Here is a 17,755-nt window from a genome sequence, read left to right on the forward strand (position 1 = left end):
GCCTAGAGTAGGCGAGTGATCGAATCGCAGAGTGTCACCGACGCACTACATATTGCTGCCGAAAGGCGTCAAACCTGCGGTTTCTTCTTCGACTTCGACGGCACCCTGTCCGAGATCCGCGACGACCCGGCCGGGGTCGTCCCGGTGCCGGGCATCGTCGACGCCATCGCCGAGATCGCCGGGCGCGTGCGCACCGTCGCGGTCGTGTCCGGCCGCCCGGCGGAGTTCCTGCAGCGCCACTTCGGCGCCCTGCCGGTGCGCCTGTACGGCCTCTACGGCATGGAGTCGGTGGACGAGCACGGGGCGCTGTGGACCGATCCCGAGGTGCTGCCCTGGGTGTCGGCCGTCGAGGAGGTCGTCAAGCGCGCGGTGACCGAACTGGACCCCGACGTCCTGGTCGAGGACAAACGCCTGTCCGTCGCCCTGCACTACCGCACCGCACCGCACCTGCGCGGGCAGGTCGAGGACTGGGGCGGGCACCGCGCCGCCGAGTACGGCCTGGCGCCGCTGCCCGGCCGGATGGTGCTCGAGCTCAAACCGCCGATCCGCCGCGACAAGGGCGGCGTCATCCGCGCCGCCACACCCGACCTGGACTGCGTCTGGTACTTCGGCGACGACCTGGGTGACCTGCCGGCCCTCACCGCCCTGGCCGACCGGCTCGCCGCCGACCCGGGCTTCCGGGTGTTCCGGGTCGGGGTGTCCAACCCCGAGACCGGCGAGCAGGTCGCCGCGATGATGGACGTCGTCGTGAACAGCCCGCGCGACCTGGTGCCGCTGCTGCGCCGCGCCGCCGACGCCTGCACCCCCTCGCACCGGTAGCGGCCCCGGCGCGGGCGGTGATTGAACCGCCCGACGTCGGGGTAAGCGACGATCATGCCGGAATCCGTCATGGTGTTCGCACCGTCCCCGCAGCTCACCGTCACCGTCGAACAGGTCGGCGACGAGGAGGAGATCCACCTGCACGCGGGCGGGCAGGGCGTCTGGGTCGCCCGAATGATCAAATCCCTGGGTGTACGCGCCGTGCTGTGCTCCGCCTTCGGCGACGAGACCGGCCGCGTCGTGCGCAACCTGATCCTCGACGAGGGCCTCGACCTCGGCGCGGTCGAGGTCGCGGCCCGCAACGGCGCCTACGTCCACGACCGCCGCGACGGCGAGCGCACCGAGGTCGCCCAGGCGCCCGGACGGGCGCTGAGCCGCCACGAGCAGGACGAGCTCTACAACGTCGCGCTCGCCGAAGGGCTGCGCGCCAAGGTCGCGGTGCTGGCGGGCGTCGCCGACGAGCAGGTGCTGCCCCCCGACGTGTACCGGCGGCTGGCCCGTGACCTGCGCCGCAACGGCACCACGGTCGTCGCGGACCTGTCCGGCGACTACCTGACCGCGGTCCTGGAAGGCGGCGTGGACGTGCTCAAGGTCTCCCACGAGGAGCTGCTGCGCGACGGGCGCGCCCCCGACGACGCCGTGCCGTCGCTGGTCGCGGGCCTGTTCACGCTGCGCGAGGACGGCGCGGCCAACGTCGTGCTCAGCCGGGCCGAGCACCCCGCGCTGGTGCTCATCGACGGCGAGGTGTTCCAGGTCGAGCTGCCGCGGCTGGAACCGGCCGACCACCGCGGCGCCGGCGACTCGATGACCGCGGGCATCGCCGCGACCCTGGCCACGGGCCGCGAGCTGGACGAGGCCGTACGCACCGGCGCCGCCGCGGGAGCGCTCAACGTCACCCGCCACGGCCTGGGCACCGGCCGCGCCGACGTGATCGCCCAGTTCACCACCCGGGTGCGGCTGACCTCGGTGCCGGGGCATCCGGCGAGTGCCGCACCCGACCGCGAGAGCAGACAAGGACACACCTCCCCCGAGCAGCTCGCGGAAGGAGCGAAGCGGTGACCCGGATCCTGATCACCAACGACGACGGTATCGACGCACCCGGACTGCACCGCCTCGCCCTGGCCGCGCACTCCGGCGGCTACGACGTGGTGGTCGCGGCGCCGGCCCGCGACTCCAGCGGCGCCAGCGCCGCGATGAGCGCCGTCGCGCAGGACGGCCGCGTGGTCGTCGAGGAGCGCACCCTGCCGGAGCTGGACGGCGTGCCCGCGTACGCGGTCACCGGCACCCCGGCGCTGGCCGCGCTGATCGCCACCCGCGGCGCGTTCGGCGACCCGCCCGACGTGGTCCTGTCCGGCATCAACCGGGGCGCGAACGCCGGCCCGGCCGTGCTGCACTCGGGCACCGTCGGCGCGGCGCTGACCGGCGCCACGTACGGCTGCCACGGCCTGGCCGTGTCCCTGGACCTGGCCGACGGCGACCTGACCGACGACGACCGGCACTGGGACACCGCCGCCGCGTACGCCGTGGCGGTGCTGCCGCTGCTGGAGGCTCTGCCCCGCGCCACCGTGGTGAACCTGAACGTGCCCGACCTGCCCGCCGACCAGGTGCGCGGGCTGTGCCGGGCCCGGTTCGGCCGCTTCGGCCAGGTGCAGATGCGCATCGCCGAGCGCGGCAGCGGCTACGTGCGCACCGCGCTGGAGGACACCGGCGCCCACCTGGAGCCCGGCACCGACATGGCTCTGCTCGCCGACGGCTACGCCACGGTCACGCCGCTGCAGCCGCTCGGCGAGGCGAACGTCGACCTGCCCGACCTGTCCGACCTGGCGATCCCCCGGCGCGAGCAGGCCGCCGCCCGCCCCTGAGGACGAGCTGTGCCGAGGGCCCCCGCGCACGCCGCGGGGGCCCTCGGCGCGCGGGCCACCGTAGGTCAGACCGACAGGGCCGCGGCCAGGAACAGCGCGCCGCCGCAGACGAGTACGGACGCGCCCGCCGTGATCAGCAGGATGAGGTAGTTGGACCACATGCCGAACGTGGTGACGTCGGTGCCGTGTCCGTCGAAGACCCGGTTGCGCCAGCCGCCGAAGCGGAACGACAGCAGGTGCGCCAGGCCGGGGTGCACGGTCAGCGCGGTCTTGATCATCGGGAAGCCGAAGGGGTCGGTCAGCTTCGCCTCGTGCGGCCCGGGCGGCAGCGCCACATAGTAGGTGCCCTCCCCGCCGAACGGCACCTCCCGGCCGTCGATCTTCAACCGTGACGTCGAGGCCGCCGACACCAGGTAGGGGCCGCGGTTGACACTGAACACGAGCACGCCGCAGCCCTCCGGCGGCGTGATCGGCACCGGGTACGCGGCGAACGGGACGATGGCGCCCGGGGGGATCGGCTGCATGCGCCGATCCTGCCAGAGCCGCTCAAGCCGTGACCGCGCCGCCGCCGGGCGGGCTAGTGCGCGGGGTTGTCGGTGTGCGGGCGGCGGCCCAGCTGGTGCCAGCTCGTCTCGGCGACCTCGACGTCGTAGTGCTTGGCCGCGGCGAGCAGGTTCGCGAACGCGACGTCGCGCTCGGCGTCGTTGACGTCCTTGACCTGGTCGAAGCGGGCCAGCGCGTTGCGCACGTGCTCGGCGTCGGTCAGCGGCAGCTTGCGCTTGCCGGCGAACGCGAACACGTGCTCGGGCAGCCGGTTCTTCTCGGCCGTGCTCAGCTCGCCCTCGACCTCGTACGGCCGCCAGGTGGTCTTCGTCTTGGTCGTCATGCCCGATTCGTACCCGCCGGCGCGCCGGGCGCAAACGCCGCCGTGCGGCGGTCACATCATGAGCTGGTCGATGGTGATGGGCAGGGAGCGCAGGCGGCGGCCGGTGGCGTGGAACACGGCGTTGCCGATCGCGGCCGGGATGCCGACCAGGCCGATCTCCCCCGCGCCCTTGGTGCCGGCCGGGCTGAACCGGTCCGGCCCGCCCGCGAACAGCACCTCGATGTCGGGCACGTCCGCGCACGAGGCGATCAGGTAGTCGCCGAACGTGCCGTTGGCGACCCGGCCGGTGTCGGGGTCGGTCACCGTCTCCTCGAACAGGGCCATGCCGATGCCGCCGACGGTGCCGCCGATGATCTGGCTGCGGGCCAGTTTCGGGTTGAGCACGCGGCCGCAGTCGGTGACGGTGACGATGCGCCGCACCCGCAGCCGCCCGATCGCCGGGTCGATGGCGACCTCGACGTAGCGGGCGCCGAACCCGCCGGCCTGGTGCATGCCGGCCTCGGCCGCGTCGGGCAGCCGGGTCTGGCCCTCGGCCGACAGCTGGGTCAGCTCCCGCCCGGCGAGCAGGTCGGCGAACGAGGCCCGCGCCGACGGGTCGGCTGCGCGGCACAGGCCGCCGTCGCGGCAGGTGACCTCGCCCGCCTCGGCGCCGGCCAGCGGCGAGTCGGGGCTGGCCAGGTCCAGCAGGCTGCGGCGCAGGTTCGCCGCGGCGTCGGTCAGCGCCGCCGACAGCGACGAGGCCAGGCCAGAGCCGCCGGACTGGGCGGCGTCGGGCAGGTCGCTGTCGCCCAGCTGCAGGTCCACCTGCCGGGGCGCCAGCCCGAGCAGGTCCGCGGCCAGCTGCGTGAGCACCGTGTACGTGCCGGTGCCGATGTCGGTGCCGGCGGTGCGCACGGCGGCGGTGCCGTCGGCGTACACGGTGATCCGGGCGGTGGACTGGGGCAGGTAGGCGCCGTAGAACGCGGTCGCCATGCCCCAGCCGACGAGTAGGCGCCCGTCGCGCGTCGACGACGGCGCCGGGTCGCGCCGCGACCAGCCGAACACCTCCGCGCCGACCCGGCAGCACTCGACCAGGGCGTTGCTGGACCAGGGCAGGCCGCTGCCGGGGTGCACGTCGGCGGCGATGTTGCGCAGCCGCAGTGCGAGCGGGTCCATGCCGAGCTCATAGGCGAGCTCGTCCATCGCGGTCTCGATCGCCCAGTTGCCCTCGGCCTCGCCGGGGCCGCGCATCGCCGACGGGTAGCGGCGGTTGAGCCGCACGGTGCGTTCGACGGTGGCGACGTTCGGGCACGTGTACACCTGCCCGGTCGCGGAGGTGAGCAGGCCCAGCGCGGGCTTGTCGAGCGAGGCCAGGCTCGTGGCCCGGTGCTCGATCGCGGTGAGCGTGCCGTCGCGGCGCGCCGCGAGGCGCACCTGGTGTTCGGTGTCGGGGCGGTGCCCGACGAGCTTGAACATCTGCGGCCGGGTCAGCATCAGCTTGACCGGCCGGCGCAGGGCACGGGCGGCGCCCGCGGCGAGCATCTTGTACGGCCACGGGATGAGCCCGGCGCCGAACCCGCCGCCCAGGTACGGCGCGTGCACGCGCACGCCCGACTCGGGCACCCCGAACATCGCGGCCAGGGTCTTGCGGACGTTGACGGGCCACTGGGTGGAGTCGTGGAACTCGAGGTGGTCGCCGTCCCACGCGGCGACGGCGCCCATCAGCCCGAGCGGGTTGTTGACGTTCTCGGCGGTGGTGTAGGTGGCGCCGACGCGCACGTCGGCCTGCGCCCAGCCGGCCTCGGTGTCGCCGCGGTGCGTGTCGGGCAGGTACGGCAGCGGCTCGGGGCTGCCGTCGGCGGGGTCGAGCAGCGCCGCCTCGGGCGCGTAGGTGATCTCGATGAGCCGGGCGGCTTCGACGGCCTGCTGGATCGTGTCGGCGACGACGAGGGCGACCTCCTGGCCGTGGAAGGCGACCCGGCCGTCCTGCAGCGGCGCGGGCGGCGCCTCCCCGAACGCGACCTGGGGCCCGGCATTGAGCCGCGGGAAGTTCTCGTGCGTGAACACGGCCCGCACCCCGGGCAGGGTCAGCAGGGCGCTGGTGTCGACCTTGGTGACGGTACCGGCGGCGATGGTGGCGGTGACGACGACGGCGTGCAGCATCCCGGGCAGGGTCACGTCGCCGGAGTACGGCGCGGTGCCGGTGACCTTGTGCGGGCCGTCGACCCGGTCGATGCCCTGCCCCACCCATTCGCGGGGTGCCGCGGGCCTGGACTGTGTGGCGGTCATGGGGTGGCCTCCGTGGTCATCGCGAGCAGTTGCCTGGTCAGCGTCGCCACCGCCAGGTCGACCTTGAACGCGGTGCCGGGCAGCGTGTACGCCCCGGCGACGGTGGCGCGGCCGGCCTGCTCGAACCGGACGGGGTCGACGTGGGTGCCGCGCAGCATCTGTTCGGCCTGCCGGGCGCGCCACGGCACGGACCCGACGCCACCGAGCGCGATGCGCAGGTCGGCGATCAGGTCGCCGTCCATGAGCACCGCCACCGCGGCCGACACCAGCACGAACTCGTACGACGCCCGGTCGCGGACCTTCAGGTAGCCCGAGCGCCACCCGGCGGGCAGCAGCGGCACGTCCACGGCGGTGATCAGCTCGCCGTGGCCGAGCACGTGCTCGATCGACGGGCCCTCGTCGGCGCGGACCCAGAGCTCGGTCAGCGGCACGTGCCGCTGCCCCTGCGGGCCGACGACCAGCGCCTGCGCGTCGACGGCGACCAGCGGCACGGCCACGTCGGAGGCGTGCAGGGCCACGCAGCGCTCGTCGACGCCGAGGATGGCGTGCATCCGGGCGTGGTTGTCGACGGCGGCGCAGCCGGAGTCGGGGCTGCGCCGGTTGCAGGCGCTCACCGTCGGGTCGCGGAAGTAGCGGCAGCGGGTGCGCTGCAGCAGGTTCCCGCCGATGGTGGCCATGTTGCGCAGCTGCGTCGACGCCCCGGCCAGCAGCGCCTCGCGCACCATCAGCAGCCGGTCGGCGACGGCGGGCTCGGCGGCGAGCTCCTCCATGCTGGTGAGCGCGCCGACGCGCATGAGCTGGCCGTCGACCATGATGCCGCGCAGCGGCAGCCGGGTGATGTCGACCAGCCGGTCCGGGGTCCACACGCCGTCCTTCATCAGGTCGAGCTGGGTGGTGCCCCCGGCCAGGAACGCCGCCTGCGGGTCGGCCGCGACCGCGGCGACGGCCTGCTCGACGTCGGTGGGCCGGTCGTAGACGAAGGCGCGCATCAGGCACCGTCCTCGGCACGCTCATGCGCGGCGACCTCGCGGATCGCGGCGACGATGTTGTCGTACGCCCCGCACCGGCACAGGTTGCCCGCCATGTACTCGCGGATGTCGGCGTCGTCGCCGGCGCGTCCCTCGCGCAGCAGGCACGCCGCGGACATCAGCTGGCCCGGGGTGCAGAACCCGCACTGGAACGCGTCGTGGCGCAGGAACGCCTCCTGCAGCGGGTGCGGGCCGAGCTCGCCGGCGAGCCCTTCGACGGTGGTGACGCTGCGGCCGTCGACCTGCGCGGCCAGCATGAGGCAGGCCAGCACCCGGTTGCCGTCGACGTGCACCGTGCACGCGCCGCAGGCGCCCTGGTCGCAGCCGCGTTTGGTGCCGGTGAGCCCGGCGGTGTCGCGCAGCGCCTCCAGCAGGGTGGTGCGGGTGTCGACGCGCCACTGGTGCGGGGTGCCGTTGACGACGGTGAGGATGTCGACGACGTACTGATCCTGCGCCGATGGGGCGCGTGCGGTCGTTCGGGTGGTTTTCATCGGGCGCCTCCGGCCGCGGCCCGGTCGCCGCGAACCGTCTGCCCTTCAGGCGACCGGCACATAGATTGGGACATCTCAGGATGCCATCGGCCGGCGGCGCGCATCCGGCGTTCGGCCGAATACGCAGCGGGTCGCCGGGCGCGGCCCAGGTCATGATCGGCTGATCGGCGCGGTTGAAGTGGTGTACGGGATGGTTTGGGGGGCATGTGGCTTTAGGGTGGTCTTTGATCACCCCCGACCGTGTAACCGAGTACGGGAGGGAACGTATGGGGGACAAGCAGTTCTTCCGCAAGGTCGCCGAGCTGTCGGGGCTGACCGTGGAGGAGGCGGCCGACGCCACCCGCGCCACGCTGGAATGCCTGGGCAGCCGGCTGAGCAACGGCGAGAACCGCTACCTGGTCACGCACCTGCACGAGGGGCTGCGCGACGCGGTCGGCAGCGACGGGCGCGGCCGCATCGAGTGCTTCGGGCTGCCGGAGCTGCTGCGCCGGGTGCGTGAACGGACCGGCCTCAACGACCGCGACACCGCGTCGGGGGTGCGCGCGGTGCTGACCGCGCTGCGTGAGGACATGGGCGACGAGGCGTTCGACCATGTGATGCAGCAGCTGCCCAACGAGTTCGGGGCGATGGCCCGGGCGCGGGCCGCGGCCTAGCCCGACCGGTACGCCACCAGCCTGGTGCGGTCGGCGGCCCCGGGGCTCTCCGAGCGCACCAGGCCCACGCCGGGCGCGTACGAGCGGTGGATCCGCACGCCCCGGCGCAGCCGCGAGGTCTCCTCGACGGTGACGACGTCGCCGTAGGCGCCCGCGGGCACGCTGACCCGCCCGCCGGTCCCCACCACCTGCGCCTGGTCCTCGGCCCGGCCGCGGCTGTACGCGATCCGCCACCGCTGGCCGCCGACCGGCCGGGCGGGCATGGCGATGCCGGGCTGCGCGCCGTCGCGGCCCGCCTGCCACCCGTCGGTGCCGGTGAGGGTGCCCTCGATGTAGTCGCGGCCGCTCTCGCCGAACAGCCACACGTTGCCGGCGCCGTCCTGGGCGTACCAGCGGGTGGCGTCGCGGATCACGGAGCCGCCGGCGTCGGTGGTGACCGACCGGACGGGCACGGTGTCGATGTCGGCGATGCGCTGCGTGCCGGTGCCGGCGGTGACCTCGGTGCGCACGTCCCCGTCGATGCCCGGGGTGCTGTAGCTCCACCGCGACCCGGCCGCCAGCGGCAGGTACGGGTTGGCGACGCGCGCGGTGAATTCGGCCGGGTCCAGGCGCACCGGCTGGTCGCCCAGCGGCAGCGGCGACGGCGCCGGGGTCGGCGCGGGGGTGGGCACGGCGGCCGGGGCGGCGGGTGCGGGACCCGCGTACAGGCCCGCGGTCAGGACCAGCGCGAGGGTGAGCGGCTGCAGGCGGACCACGCTGCCATCGTCGCAGCCCACCGCGGCCGGTATGCGCATTCAGCCGTAACACCTACGCATACGTCCTGATATTGGAAGGATGAGCGGCGTGAGCGAGCGCAGCGACCCCACCCCGCACGTGGCCGCGGCCGGTGCCGGCGCGCCGCCGCACGCGTCCACCACGTCGACCGGGAGCACGCCATGACCGCACCCGCCGCGCCCGCGCCCGCGGACGTGTTCATCGTCTTCGGCATCACCGGCGACCTCGCCAAGGTCATGACGTTCCGGTCGCTGTACCGGCTGGAACGCCGCGGCCTGCTCGACTGCCCCATCATCGGCGTCGCCGCCGACGACTGGACCGTCGACAAGCTGCGCGAACACGCCAAGGCCTGCATCGAGGGCACCGGCGAGCAGCTCGACCCGGCGATCTTCGACCGGTTCGCCGCGCGGCTGTCGTACGTGTCCGGCGACTTCACCGACGACGGCCTCTACAGCCGCGTCGCCGCCGCCGCCAAGGGCGCCCGCACCCCCGTGTCGTACCTGGAGATCCCGCCGTCGCTGTTCGCGACCGTCATCAAGGGCCTGTCCGAGGCCGGCCTGACCCGCGGCGGGCGCGTGGTCGTCGAGAAACCGTTCGGCCACGACCTGGCCTCGGCGCAGGCGCTCGCCGCCGACCTGCACCAGTACCTCGACGAGCCGCAGCTGTTCCGCATCGACCACTTCCTCGGCAAGATGGGCACCGAGGAGCTGGTCTACCTGCGGTTCGCCAACCGGATGCTGGAACCGCTGTGGAACCGCGACCACATCGACAACGTGCAGATCACCATGGCCGAGGACTTCGGCGTGGCCGACCGCGGCCACTTCTACGACCCGGTCGGCGCGCTGCGCGACGTCGTCGTCAACCACCTGATGCAGGTCCTGGCCGGCGGCGCCATGGAACCCCCGGCCGGCCGCCACCCCGAAGCGGTCAAGAACGCCCAGTTCGCGCTGTGGTCGGCGGTGCTCGACGCCGACCCGGCGCAGTACGTGCGCGGCCAGTACGACGGCTACCAGGACATCGCCGGCGTCAAGGCCGGCTCGACCACCGAGACCTACGCCGCGCTGCGCCTGGAGATCGACAACTGGCGCTGGTCGGGGGTGCCGTTCTTCATCCGCACCGGCAAGTGCCTGCCGGTGACCCAGACCGAGTTCCGGGTCGTGTTCAAGCAGCCGCCGCGGCTGGGCCTGCCCGCGTTCGCGGGCCTGACGCCCGAACCCGACCAGTTCGTCATCAAGCTCGACCCGACCACCGGCGCGCGGCTGCGCCTGAACGCCAAACGCGCCGACACCGACTTCGTCGGGCCGATCACCATGGACATGGAGTTCGCCGCCGAGGGCGGCGAGGGCCCCACCCCGTACGAGGTGCTGCTGCACGCCGCGCTGGTCGGCGACGCCAACCGGTTCACCCGCCAGGACGGCGTCGAGGAGACCTGGCGCATCATGCAGCCGCTGCTGGACGCCCCGTCACCGATCGAGTCCTACCAGCCCGGCACGTGGGGGCCGCCCGGCGCGGACAAGCTCGTCGCCGGGCACGGCTGGCGCGGCCCCTGGATCGTCGACCGGATGGCCGGGGGCGGCAAGTGAGCACCGGGCATGCCGGACCGGGCCGGTTGTCCTCCGCCGCGCCGTCACCGTTCCCGCCGATCGAGGAGTACGCGTTCCTGTCCGACTGCCACACCGGCGCGCTGGTCGCCCCGGACGGGTCCGTCGACTGGCTGTGCGTGCCCCGCTTCGACGCCCCGTCGGTGTTCGGCAGCCTGCTCGACCGGGAGGCCGGCACGTTCCGGCTCGGCCCCGACAACATCGACCACCCCACCTCGCGGCACTACCTGGCCGGCACCAACGCGCTGGAGACGACGTGGCGCACCAAGTCCGGGTGGCTGCTGGTCCGCGACGCGCTCGTGATCGGCCCCGCGCCGCCCGACGACGACGTCAACCCGCACACCCGCCCCCCGGTCGACAACGACGCCCTGCACATGCTCGTACGCACCGCCGAATGCATCGAAGGCGCCGTCGCCGTGCAGCTGATCTGCGAACCCGCGTTCGACTACGGCCGCACCCCCGCCGGCTGGGAGCTGGTCGGCGCCGACCGGCACACCGCCGACGCGACCGGCGCCGGACTCACCCTGCGCCTGGCCACCGACCTGACCATGGGCATCGAAGGCGGCCGGGCCCGCGCCCGGCACCTGCTGCGCGCCGGCGAACGCGTCTACTGCGCCCTGTCCTGGGCCGCGGACCTGGCCACCCCCGCCGACGCCGCACAGGCCCAGGCCGCCATCGACACGACCTGCCAGTACTGGCGGCTGTGGCTGGCCCAGGCCCGCATCCCCGACCACCGCTGGCGCGACCCGCTGCAACGCTCCGCCCTGGCCATCAAGGGCCTGACCTACGTCCCCACCGGCGCGACCGTCGCCGCCCCGACCACGTCCCTGCCGGAGACCCCCGGCGGGTCCCGCAACTGGGACTACCGCTACACGTGGATGCGCGACTCCACGTTCACGCTGCGCGCCCTGCACTGGCTCGACCTCGACTGGGAAGCCGAGGAGTTCATGCAGTTCATCGCCGACGTCGAACCGGCCGAAGACGGCGGCCTGCAGATCATGTACGGCATCGACGGCCGCCGCGAACTGACCGAGACCGCACTGCCCGACCTGTCCGGCTACGCCGGCGCCCAGCCCGTCCGCGTCGGCAACGCCGCCTACTCCCAGCGCCAGAACGACGTCTACGGCGCCGTGCTCGACTCGATCCTGCTGCACACCCGCCGCAGCCAGCGCCTGCCCCGGCGGCTGTGGCCGCTGGTGCAGTCCCAGGCCGAGGCCGCCACCGCCGTGTGGCAGCAACCCGACCAGGGCATCTGGGAGGCCCGCGGCGCACCCCGGCACTACGTGTCGTCCAAGCTCATGTGCTGGGTCGCCCTCGACCGCGCCGGCCGCCTGGCGACCCTGCGCGGCGACACCCAACGCGCCGCGGCCTGGCACGACACCGCCGAGCAGATCCGCGCCGACATCCTCGCCCACGGCGTCACCGACGACGGCGTGCTGCGCCAGCACTACGACACCGACGCCCTCGACGCCTCGACGCTGCTCGCCGTCCTGTTCCACTTCCTGCCCCCCGACGACAAGCGGGTCATCGCGACCGTCAACGCCATCGCCGCCGACCTCACCGACAACGGGTTCGTGCTGCGCTACCGCACCGACCAGACCGACGACGGCCAGACCGGCGCCGAGGGCACGTTCCTGATCTGCTCGTTCTGGCTCGTGTCGGCCCTGGCGAAGACCGGCGACCTGCAACGCGCCCGCGACCTCATGGAACGGCTGCTGCGCATCAAGTCACCACTGGGGCTCTACGCCGAGGAGTTCGACGCCGAAACCGGCCGCCACCTCGGCAACTTCCCCCAGGCCTTCTCGCACCTGGCGCTCATCGGCGCCGCCGAAGCGATCATCCTCGCGGAACGGATGGGAGAACTCTGATGGACGCCTACGACGTGATCATCATCGGCAGCGGGGCCGGCGGCGGCACCCTGGCCCGCTACCTCGCCCCGTCCGGCAAGCGCATCCTGCTGCTCGAACGCGGCGACTGGCTGCCCCGCGAGATCGCCAACTGGGACACCGCCGAGGTGTTCATCGACAACCGCTACATCTCCCCCGACACCTGGTACGACCGCGACGGCAAAGCGTTCCAGCCGCAGGTCCACTACTACGTCGGCGGCGCCACCAAACTCTACGGCGCCGCACTCTACCGGCTGCGCCGCGAAGACTTCGGCGCCATCCAGCACCACGACGGCCTGTCCCCGGCCTGGCCCGTCTCCTACGAGGAGATGGAGCCCTGGTACACCATGGCCGAGCAGCTCTACGAGGTCCACGGCAACCGCGGCGAGGACCCCACCGAACCGCCCGCCTCCGGCCCCTACCCCTACCCGGCGCTGCGCCACGAACCACGCATCCAGCAGCTGTCCGACGACCTCGCCACCGCCGGGTTCCACCCGTTCCACGCCCCCGTCGGGGTCCGGCTCAACGAGCAGAACATGCCCTACAGCATCTGCGTACGCTGCTCACGCTGCGACGGCTTCCCCTGCCCGCTGCACGCCAAATCCGACGCCGAAGTCCTCGCCGTGCGGCCCGCGCTCACCGCACCCAACGTCACCATGCTCACCCACGCCCACGTCGTGCGCCTGGAGACCAACCCCGCCGGCACCGCCGTCACCCAGGTCATCGTCGACCACGAAGGCCACGAGGAACGCTACGCCGCCTCCGTCGTCGTCGTGTCCGCCGGCGCCGCCAACTCCGCCAAACTGCTGCTCATGTCCGCCAACGACCGCCACCCCCGAGGCCTTGCCAACGGCTCCGACCAGGTCGGGCGCAACTACATGTACCACCTGTCGCAGGCCGTGCTCGCCCTGTCACGCGAACCCAACGACACCGTGTTCCAGAAGACCCTCGGCCTCAACGACTTCTACTTCCGCGGCCCCGGCTTCGACTACCCCATGGGCAACATCCAGATGATCGGCAAATCCGCGCCCGACATGTACCGCGGCGAGAAACCCCTCGCCACGAAACTCGCCCCGAGCTGGGCCCTGGCCGACGTCGCCCGGCACGCCGTCGACTTCTGGCTGTCCACCGAGGACCTGCCGCTGCCCGGCAACCGGGTGTCGCTCGCCCGCGACGGCAACATCATCCTCGACTACACACCCAGCAACCCCACCGCCGCCAAACGCCTCTACCACCAGCTCAAGTCGATGCTGTCCACCATGCGGCTGCACGAGGACCACCTCATCCACCGGTTCGCGTACATGAAAAGCGACATCCCCATCGCCGGCGTCGCCCACCAGGCCGGCACCTGCCGCATGGGCACCGACCCGGCCACTTCCGTCCTCGACGCCAACTGCAAAACCCACGAACTCGACAACCTGTACGTCGTCGACACCAGCTGCTTCCCCAGCATCGGCGCCGTCAACCCGGCCCTGACCGCCATGGCCAACGCCCTACGCGTCGGCGACCATCTCATGCACCGCCTCGGCGCCACGTTCCCCGCCGCCGCGACCACCGCACCGGGCGCCGGCCGATGACCGCCGACCCGGCCACCGACTACTTCACCGGCCTCGCCGAGCACGGCCGCTACCCGCTGCTCGGCGCCGTCACCGGCACCATCCGCTTCGACCTCGGCAACCACGGCCGCACCGAACACTGGCGCGTGGCCATCGCACGCGGCCACGTCGACGTCAGCCGCGGCGGCGAACCCGCCGACTGCATCGTCAAAGTCGACAAGAAACTGTTCGACGGCATGGTCACCGGAACCGTCAACACCATGGCCGCCGTCCTGCGCGGCCAGGTCGACGTCGACGGCGACCTGCACCTCATCACCATGCTGCAGCGGCTGTTCCCCGGACGCCCGCCGCTGCCCGAACACACCGGCCGGAGGCACACCAAATGATCCCAGCCCCGACCGTCAGCACCCTGGACGGCAACACCTTCGTCGTCAGCGACACCGCAGGCGACATCGAAGCCTCACCCACCGAACCCAACGGCCTGTTCTCCTGGGACACCCGCTACCTGTCCCGGTGGATCCTCACCGTCAACGGCAGCCGGCTACGGCCCCTGTCCACCGATGACCTGCACTACTTCGAAACCCGGTTCTTCCTCGTCCCCGGCACCGGCACCGTCTACGTCGACGCCAACTACTCCGTCATCCGCCAACGCGCCGTCGTCGACGGCTTCCGCGAACACCTCACCATCCTCAACCACGCCGACAACCCCGTCGACCTCACCGTACGCATCGACGCCGGCGCCGACTTCGCCGACCTGTTCGAAGTCAAAGACCACCTCAAGAAGAAAGGCAAGTACTACACCCGCGTCGACAACCGGCTCCTGCTCGGCTACGAACGCGACACCTACCGCCGCGAAACCCTCATCTCCACCAGCACCCCCGCCGACTTCGACGACGACGGCATCACCTTCACCGTCCACCTCGACGCCCACACCAGCTGGACCACCGAGGTCCAGGTCGAGACCTCACTATGGGGCTGGGCCGCCAACCAGGCCGCCCACCGCCGCGTCACCAGCGACGAAGACGACCAGCACACCCGCCGCGACATGGAAGCCGAACTCCAGCGCTGGCTCGAGGAAGCCCCCAAACTCGAATGCGACTGGGAACCCCTCAAACACACCTACCGCCGCAGCCTCACCGACCTCGCCGCACTGCGCTTCGCCCCGATGACCGCCGGCAAACGCTCCCTGCCCGCCGCCGGCCTGCCCTGGTTCATGACCATGTTCGGCCGCGACAGCATCCTCACCAGCCTGCAGGCCCTGCCGTTCGTCCCCGCCCTGGCCGCCACCACCCTCGCCGAACTCGGCACCCGCCAGGGCAGCCGCCTCGACGACTTCCGCGACGAAGACCCCGGCAAGATCCTCCACGAGATGCGCTACGGCGAACTCACCGCCTTCGAAGAACGACCCCACTCCCCCTACTACGGCTCCGCCGACTCCACCCCCCTGTTCCTCATCCTGCTCGACGAGTACGAACGCTGGACCGGCGACATGCGCCTGGTCGCCGACCTCGAATTCGAGGCCCGCGCCGCCATCAACTGGATCGACCAGTACGCCGACCTGCGCGGCGACGGCTACATCTGGTACGAGACCCGCAACCCCGACACCGGCCTGGAAAACCAGTGCTGGAAGGACTCCTGGGACTCCATCTCCTACCGCGACGGCCGCCTGCCCGGCTTCCCCCGCGCCACCTGCGAACTACAGGGCTACGCCTACGACGCCAAGATGCGCACCGCCCGCCTGGCCCGCGACGTCTTCAAAGACCCCTCCTGGGCCGAGAAGCTCGAAAAACAGGCCGCCGACCTCAAACGCCGCTTCAACCGCGACTACTGGCTCGACGACGGCAAGTACTACGCCCTGGCCCTCGACGCCGACGGCAACAAAGTCGACGCCCTCGGCTCCAACATCGGCCACCTGCTCTGGAGCGGCATCGTCGAACGCACCCGCGCCAAACACCTCGTCGACCACCTCCTCGGCCCCCGCCTCTACTCCGGCTGGGGCATCCGCACCCTCGCCGAAGGCGAAGCCCGCTACAACCCCGTCGGCTACCACGTCGGCACCGTCTGGCCCTTCGACAACTCCTTCATCGCCTGGGGCCTGCGCCGCTACGGCTACAAGAAAGAAGCCGCCCGCGTCGCCGCCGGCATCCTCGACGCCGCCGAATACTTCAACGGCCGCCTACCCGAAGCCTTCTGCGGCTACGAACGCGCCGTCACCAAATACCCCGTCCCCTACCCCACCGCCTGCAGCCCCCAAGCCTGGTCCACCGGCGCCCCACTGCTGCTGCTCGGCACCATGCTCGGCCTGCAAGCCGTCGGCAACCACCTCGTCGTCGACCCCGCCCTGCCCATGGGCATCGGCCACCTCGCCCTGCTCGACGTCCCCGGCCGCTGGGGCCGCCGCGACGCCTACGGCCGCGGCCGCTTCCAGGTCCGCGCCGAAGACCGCCGCAAACTCCGACCCCAGCTCTCACCCCTGGAAAACCTCGTCACCCGCCGCGAAGACCGATGACCACCCGCGCCGAGACCGCCGCCGTCAACGTCGCCGGCGTCATCCAGGGCATCGTCCTGGTCACCATCCCCGCCGCCAGCACCATCCTCACCGACCCCGACCACTACGACCTCACCAGCGCCCAGTACGGCGCCATGTTCGCCCCACAGGTCATCACCGCCATCGCCGCCTCCCTCGCCGGCGCCGGCCTCGCCCGCCGCCACGGCACCCGACCCCTCTACCTCACCGGCCTCACCTGCTCTCTGCTCTCCATGCTCCTGCTGCTGGCCAGCGCCGCCGTCCAGCACCAACCCGCCGCCTACCCGCTGCTGCTCGCCGCCACCGCCTTCCTCGGCGCCGGGTTCGGCCTCACCGTCCCCACCCTCAACACCCTCGCCGCCGCCTTCCACCCCGGCAACGTCGACAAAGCCGTCCTCATCCTCAACGCCCTGCTCGGCCTCGGCACCGCCCTCGCCCCCGTCTTCGTCGCCCTGTTCGTCGGCCTCGGCTACTGGTGGGGACTACCCGTCCTGTCCACCTTCCTGCTCGCCGCACTGCTCGCCGTCAGCCTCCGCCTGCCCCTGCACGCCGACACCCCCACCGCCGCCACCACCAGCCACGGCCTGCCCGCCCGCTACTGGGTGTACGCAGCCTTCGCCCTGCTCTACGGCATCTGCGAAACCGTCAACGGCAACTGGGCCCAACTCGACATGACCCGCGGCCTCGGCGCCACCACCACCCAGGCCGCCCTCGCCCTCACCGCCTTCTGGGCCATGGTCACCGCCGGCCGGCTCCTGTTCGCCGCCATCACCCGCTGGCTACCCGCCCGCACCACCTACCACCTGCTGCCCTTCGCCCTCGCCGGCGTCTTCGCGATCATCGCCGCCCTACCCGCCGGCGCCGGCGCCCAGGGCGTGCTCGCCTTCGGCGCCGCAGGACTGTGCTGCTCCGCCCTGCTCCCCCTCACCATCAGCTTCGGACAGCACGAACTCGCCGCCTACAGCACCGCCGTCGCCGGCGGCGTCATCGCCTTCTACCAGCTCGGCTACGGCATCGCCGCCTTCGGCGCCGGACCCCTCATCGGCGCCGGCATGCCGATCTCCCGCCTCTACACCATCGGCGCCGCCGTCGCCCTGCTCATGGGCCTGCTGTCCTTCGCCGTCGCCCACCGCCGCCCCGCACCGGACCACCTGCACCCACGCCCCTGACCCCCACCGGCCCCGAACCCCCGCGGCAACCGGCTGCCGGCGTTCCGGACCCGGCACTCGCGACGCCCGCCCTCCGCTCGACGCAGGCATCATGGAGCGATGGCCCACACACCGGACGTCTGGGGAGAAGCCGCACGCGCCGCACCCACGCCGAAACCGACGCCGCCGACACCCTCCGCGTCGTACTGTCCGAACTGCCGCACCGACCGACCGACCGCAGCCGCCGCGCCCGGCC

The 17,755-nt window shown here is 72.5% G+C and carries 15 protein-coding genes and 1 pseudogene; 10 read left to right on the plus strand and 6 right to left on the minus strand.

Going from position 1 to position 17,755, the window contains the following annotated elements:
* Nucleotides 1-15: 15 nt before the first annotated feature.
* The 3 genes from otsB (at nt 16) to AB0J67_RS05035 (ending at nt 2,681) form a co-directional block, all read left to right on the plus strand.
* Complete coding sequence (otsB, locus tag AB0J67_RS05025; RefSeq protein ID WP_363476364.1) at nt 16-819, plus strand: trehalose-phosphatase; 804 nt, start codon at nt 16-18, stop codon at nt 817-819.
* Between the two features lie 69 nt (nt 820-888).
* The gene (locus AB0J67_RS05030) at nt 889-1,878 is read left to right on the plus strand and encodes a PfkB family carbohydrate kinase (RefSeq protein ID WP_363476366.1); all 990 of its coding nucleotides are present in this window, start codon (nt 889-891) and stop codon (nt 1,876-1,878) included.
* Nucleotides 1,875-2,681, plus strand: a complete 807-nt coding sequence (locus AB0J67_RS05035; protein ID WP_363476368.1) for a 5'/3'-nucleotidase SurE — start codon at nt 1,875-1,877, stop codon at nt 2,679-2,681. The genes AB0J67_RS05030 and AB0J67_RS05035 overlap by 4 nt, the downstream gene beginning before the upstream one ends.
* A 65-nt stretch (nt 2,682-2,746) precedes the next feature.
* Here AB0J67_RS05035 and AB0J67_RS05040 read toward each other — a convergent pair whose 3' ends face one another.
* The 5 genes from AB0J67_RS05040 to AB0J67_RS05060 are packed head-to-tail and all read right to left on the minus strand — an operon-like array spanning nt 2,747 to nt 7,354.
* Nucleotides 2,747-3,205, minus strand: coding sequence for a hypothetical protein (locus AB0J67_RS05040; RefSeq protein WP_363476370.1), 459 nt, complete (start codon nt 3,203-3,205; stop codon nt 2,747-2,749).
* A 53-nt stretch (nt 3,206-3,258) separates the two neighbouring features.
* Complete coding sequence (locus AB0J67_RS05045) at nt 3,259-3,567, minus strand: DUF6582 domain-containing protein (RefSeq protein ID WP_363476372.1); 309 nt, start codon at nt 3,565-3,567, stop codon at nt 3,259-3,261.
* Between the two features lie 51 nt (nt 3,568-3,618).
* Nucleotides 3,619-5,835, minus strand: a complete 2,217-nt coding sequence (locus AB0J67_RS05050) for a xanthine dehydrogenase family protein molybdopterin-binding subunit (protein WP_363476374.1) — start codon at nt 5,833-5,835, stop codon at nt 3,619-3,621.
* Nucleotides 5,832-6,824 (minus strand): xanthine dehydrogenase family protein subunit M, encoded by a 993-nt coding sequence (locus AB0J67_RS05055; RefSeq protein ID WP_363476376.1) that lies wholly within the window; start codon nt 6,822-6,824, stop codon nt 5,832-5,834. Before AB0J67_RS05055 ends, AB0J67_RS05050 begins: the two co-directional genes overlap by 4 nt.
* Nucleotides 6,824-7,354: a (2Fe-2S)-binding protein gene (locus AB0J67_RS05060; protein WP_363476378.1), complete on the minus strand. Its 531-nt coding sequence runs from the start codon at nt 7,352-7,354 to the stop codon at nt 6,824-6,826. The genes AB0J67_RS05055 and AB0J67_RS05060 overlap by 1 nt, the downstream gene beginning before the upstream one ends.
* A 266-nt stretch (nt 7,355-7,620) precedes the next feature.
* Here AB0J67_RS05060 and AB0J67_RS05065 point away from each other — a divergent pair, with 266 nt between their 5' ends.
* The gene (locus tag AB0J67_RS05065; RefSeq protein WP_363476379.1) at nt 7,621-8,007 is read left to right on the plus strand and encodes a DUF2267 domain-containing protein; all 387 of its coding nucleotides are present in this window, start codon (nt 7,621-7,623) and stop codon (nt 8,005-8,007) included.
* Here AB0J67_RS05065 and AB0J67_RS05070 read toward each other — a convergent pair.
* Nucleotides 8,004-8,762: a hypothetical protein gene (locus tag AB0J67_RS05070; RefSeq protein WP_363476380.1), complete on the minus strand. Its 759-nt coding sequence runs from the start codon at nt 8,760-8,762 to the stop codon at nt 8,004-8,006. The two genes, AB0J67_RS05065 and AB0J67_RS05070, sit on opposite strands and share 4 nt — an antisense overlap.
* A gap of 180 nt (nt 8,763-8,942) precedes the next feature.
* Here AB0J67_RS05070 and zwf point away from each other — a divergent pair, with 180 nt between their 5' ends.
* The 6 genes and pseudogenes from zwf to AB0J67_RS05100 all read left to right on the plus strand — a co-directional run bounded on the left by zwf (nt 8,943) and on the right by AB0J67_RS05100 (nt 17,520).
* Complete coding sequence (gene zwf / locus AB0J67_RS05075) at nt 8,943-10,364, plus strand: glucose-6-phosphate dehydrogenase (protein ID WP_363476382.1); 1,422 nt, start codon at nt 8,943-8,945, stop codon at nt 10,362-10,364.
* Nucleotides 10,361-12,250, plus strand: a complete 1,890-nt coding sequence (locus tag AB0J67_RS05080; RefSeq protein ID WP_363476384.1) for a glycoside hydrolase family 15 protein — start codon at nt 10,361-10,363, stop codon at nt 12,248-12,250. Before zwf ends, AB0J67_RS05080 begins: the two co-directional genes overlap by 4 nt.
* Nucleotides 12,250-13,845, plus strand: a complete 1,596-nt coding sequence (locus AB0J67_RS05085; protein ID WP_363476386.1) for a GMC family oxidoreductase — start codon at nt 12,250-12,252, stop codon at nt 13,843-13,845. Before AB0J67_RS05080 ends, AB0J67_RS05085 begins: the two co-directional genes overlap by 1 nt.
* Nucleotides 13,842-14,210, plus strand: a complete 369-nt coding sequence (locus AB0J67_RS05090) for an SCP2 sterol-binding domain-containing protein (RefSeq protein ID WP_363476388.1) — start codon at nt 13,842-13,844, stop codon at nt 14,208-14,210. Before AB0J67_RS05085 ends, AB0J67_RS05090 begins: the two co-directional genes overlap by 4 nt.
* Nucleotides 14,210-16,258: pseudogene (locus AB0J67_RS05095) on the plus strand (glycogen debranching N-terminal domain-containing protein); the annotation flags it as partial. The gene AB0J67_RS05090 and the pseudogene AB0J67_RS05095, both read left to right, overlap by 1 nt.
* A 71-nt stretch (nt 16,259-16,329) precedes the next feature.
* Entirely contained in the window at nt 16,330-17,520 is a 1,191-nt protein-coding gene (locus AB0J67_RS05100) for an MFS transporter (RefSeq protein WP_363476390.1), read from the plus strand.
* The last annotated feature ends 235 nt before the right edge of the window (nt 17,521-17,755 follow it).

The sequence above is a fragment of the Catellatospora sp. NPDC049609 genome, assembly GCF_040675365.1.
GTDB lineage: Bacteria > Actinomycetota > Actinomycetes > Mycobacteriales > Micromonosporaceae > Catellatospora.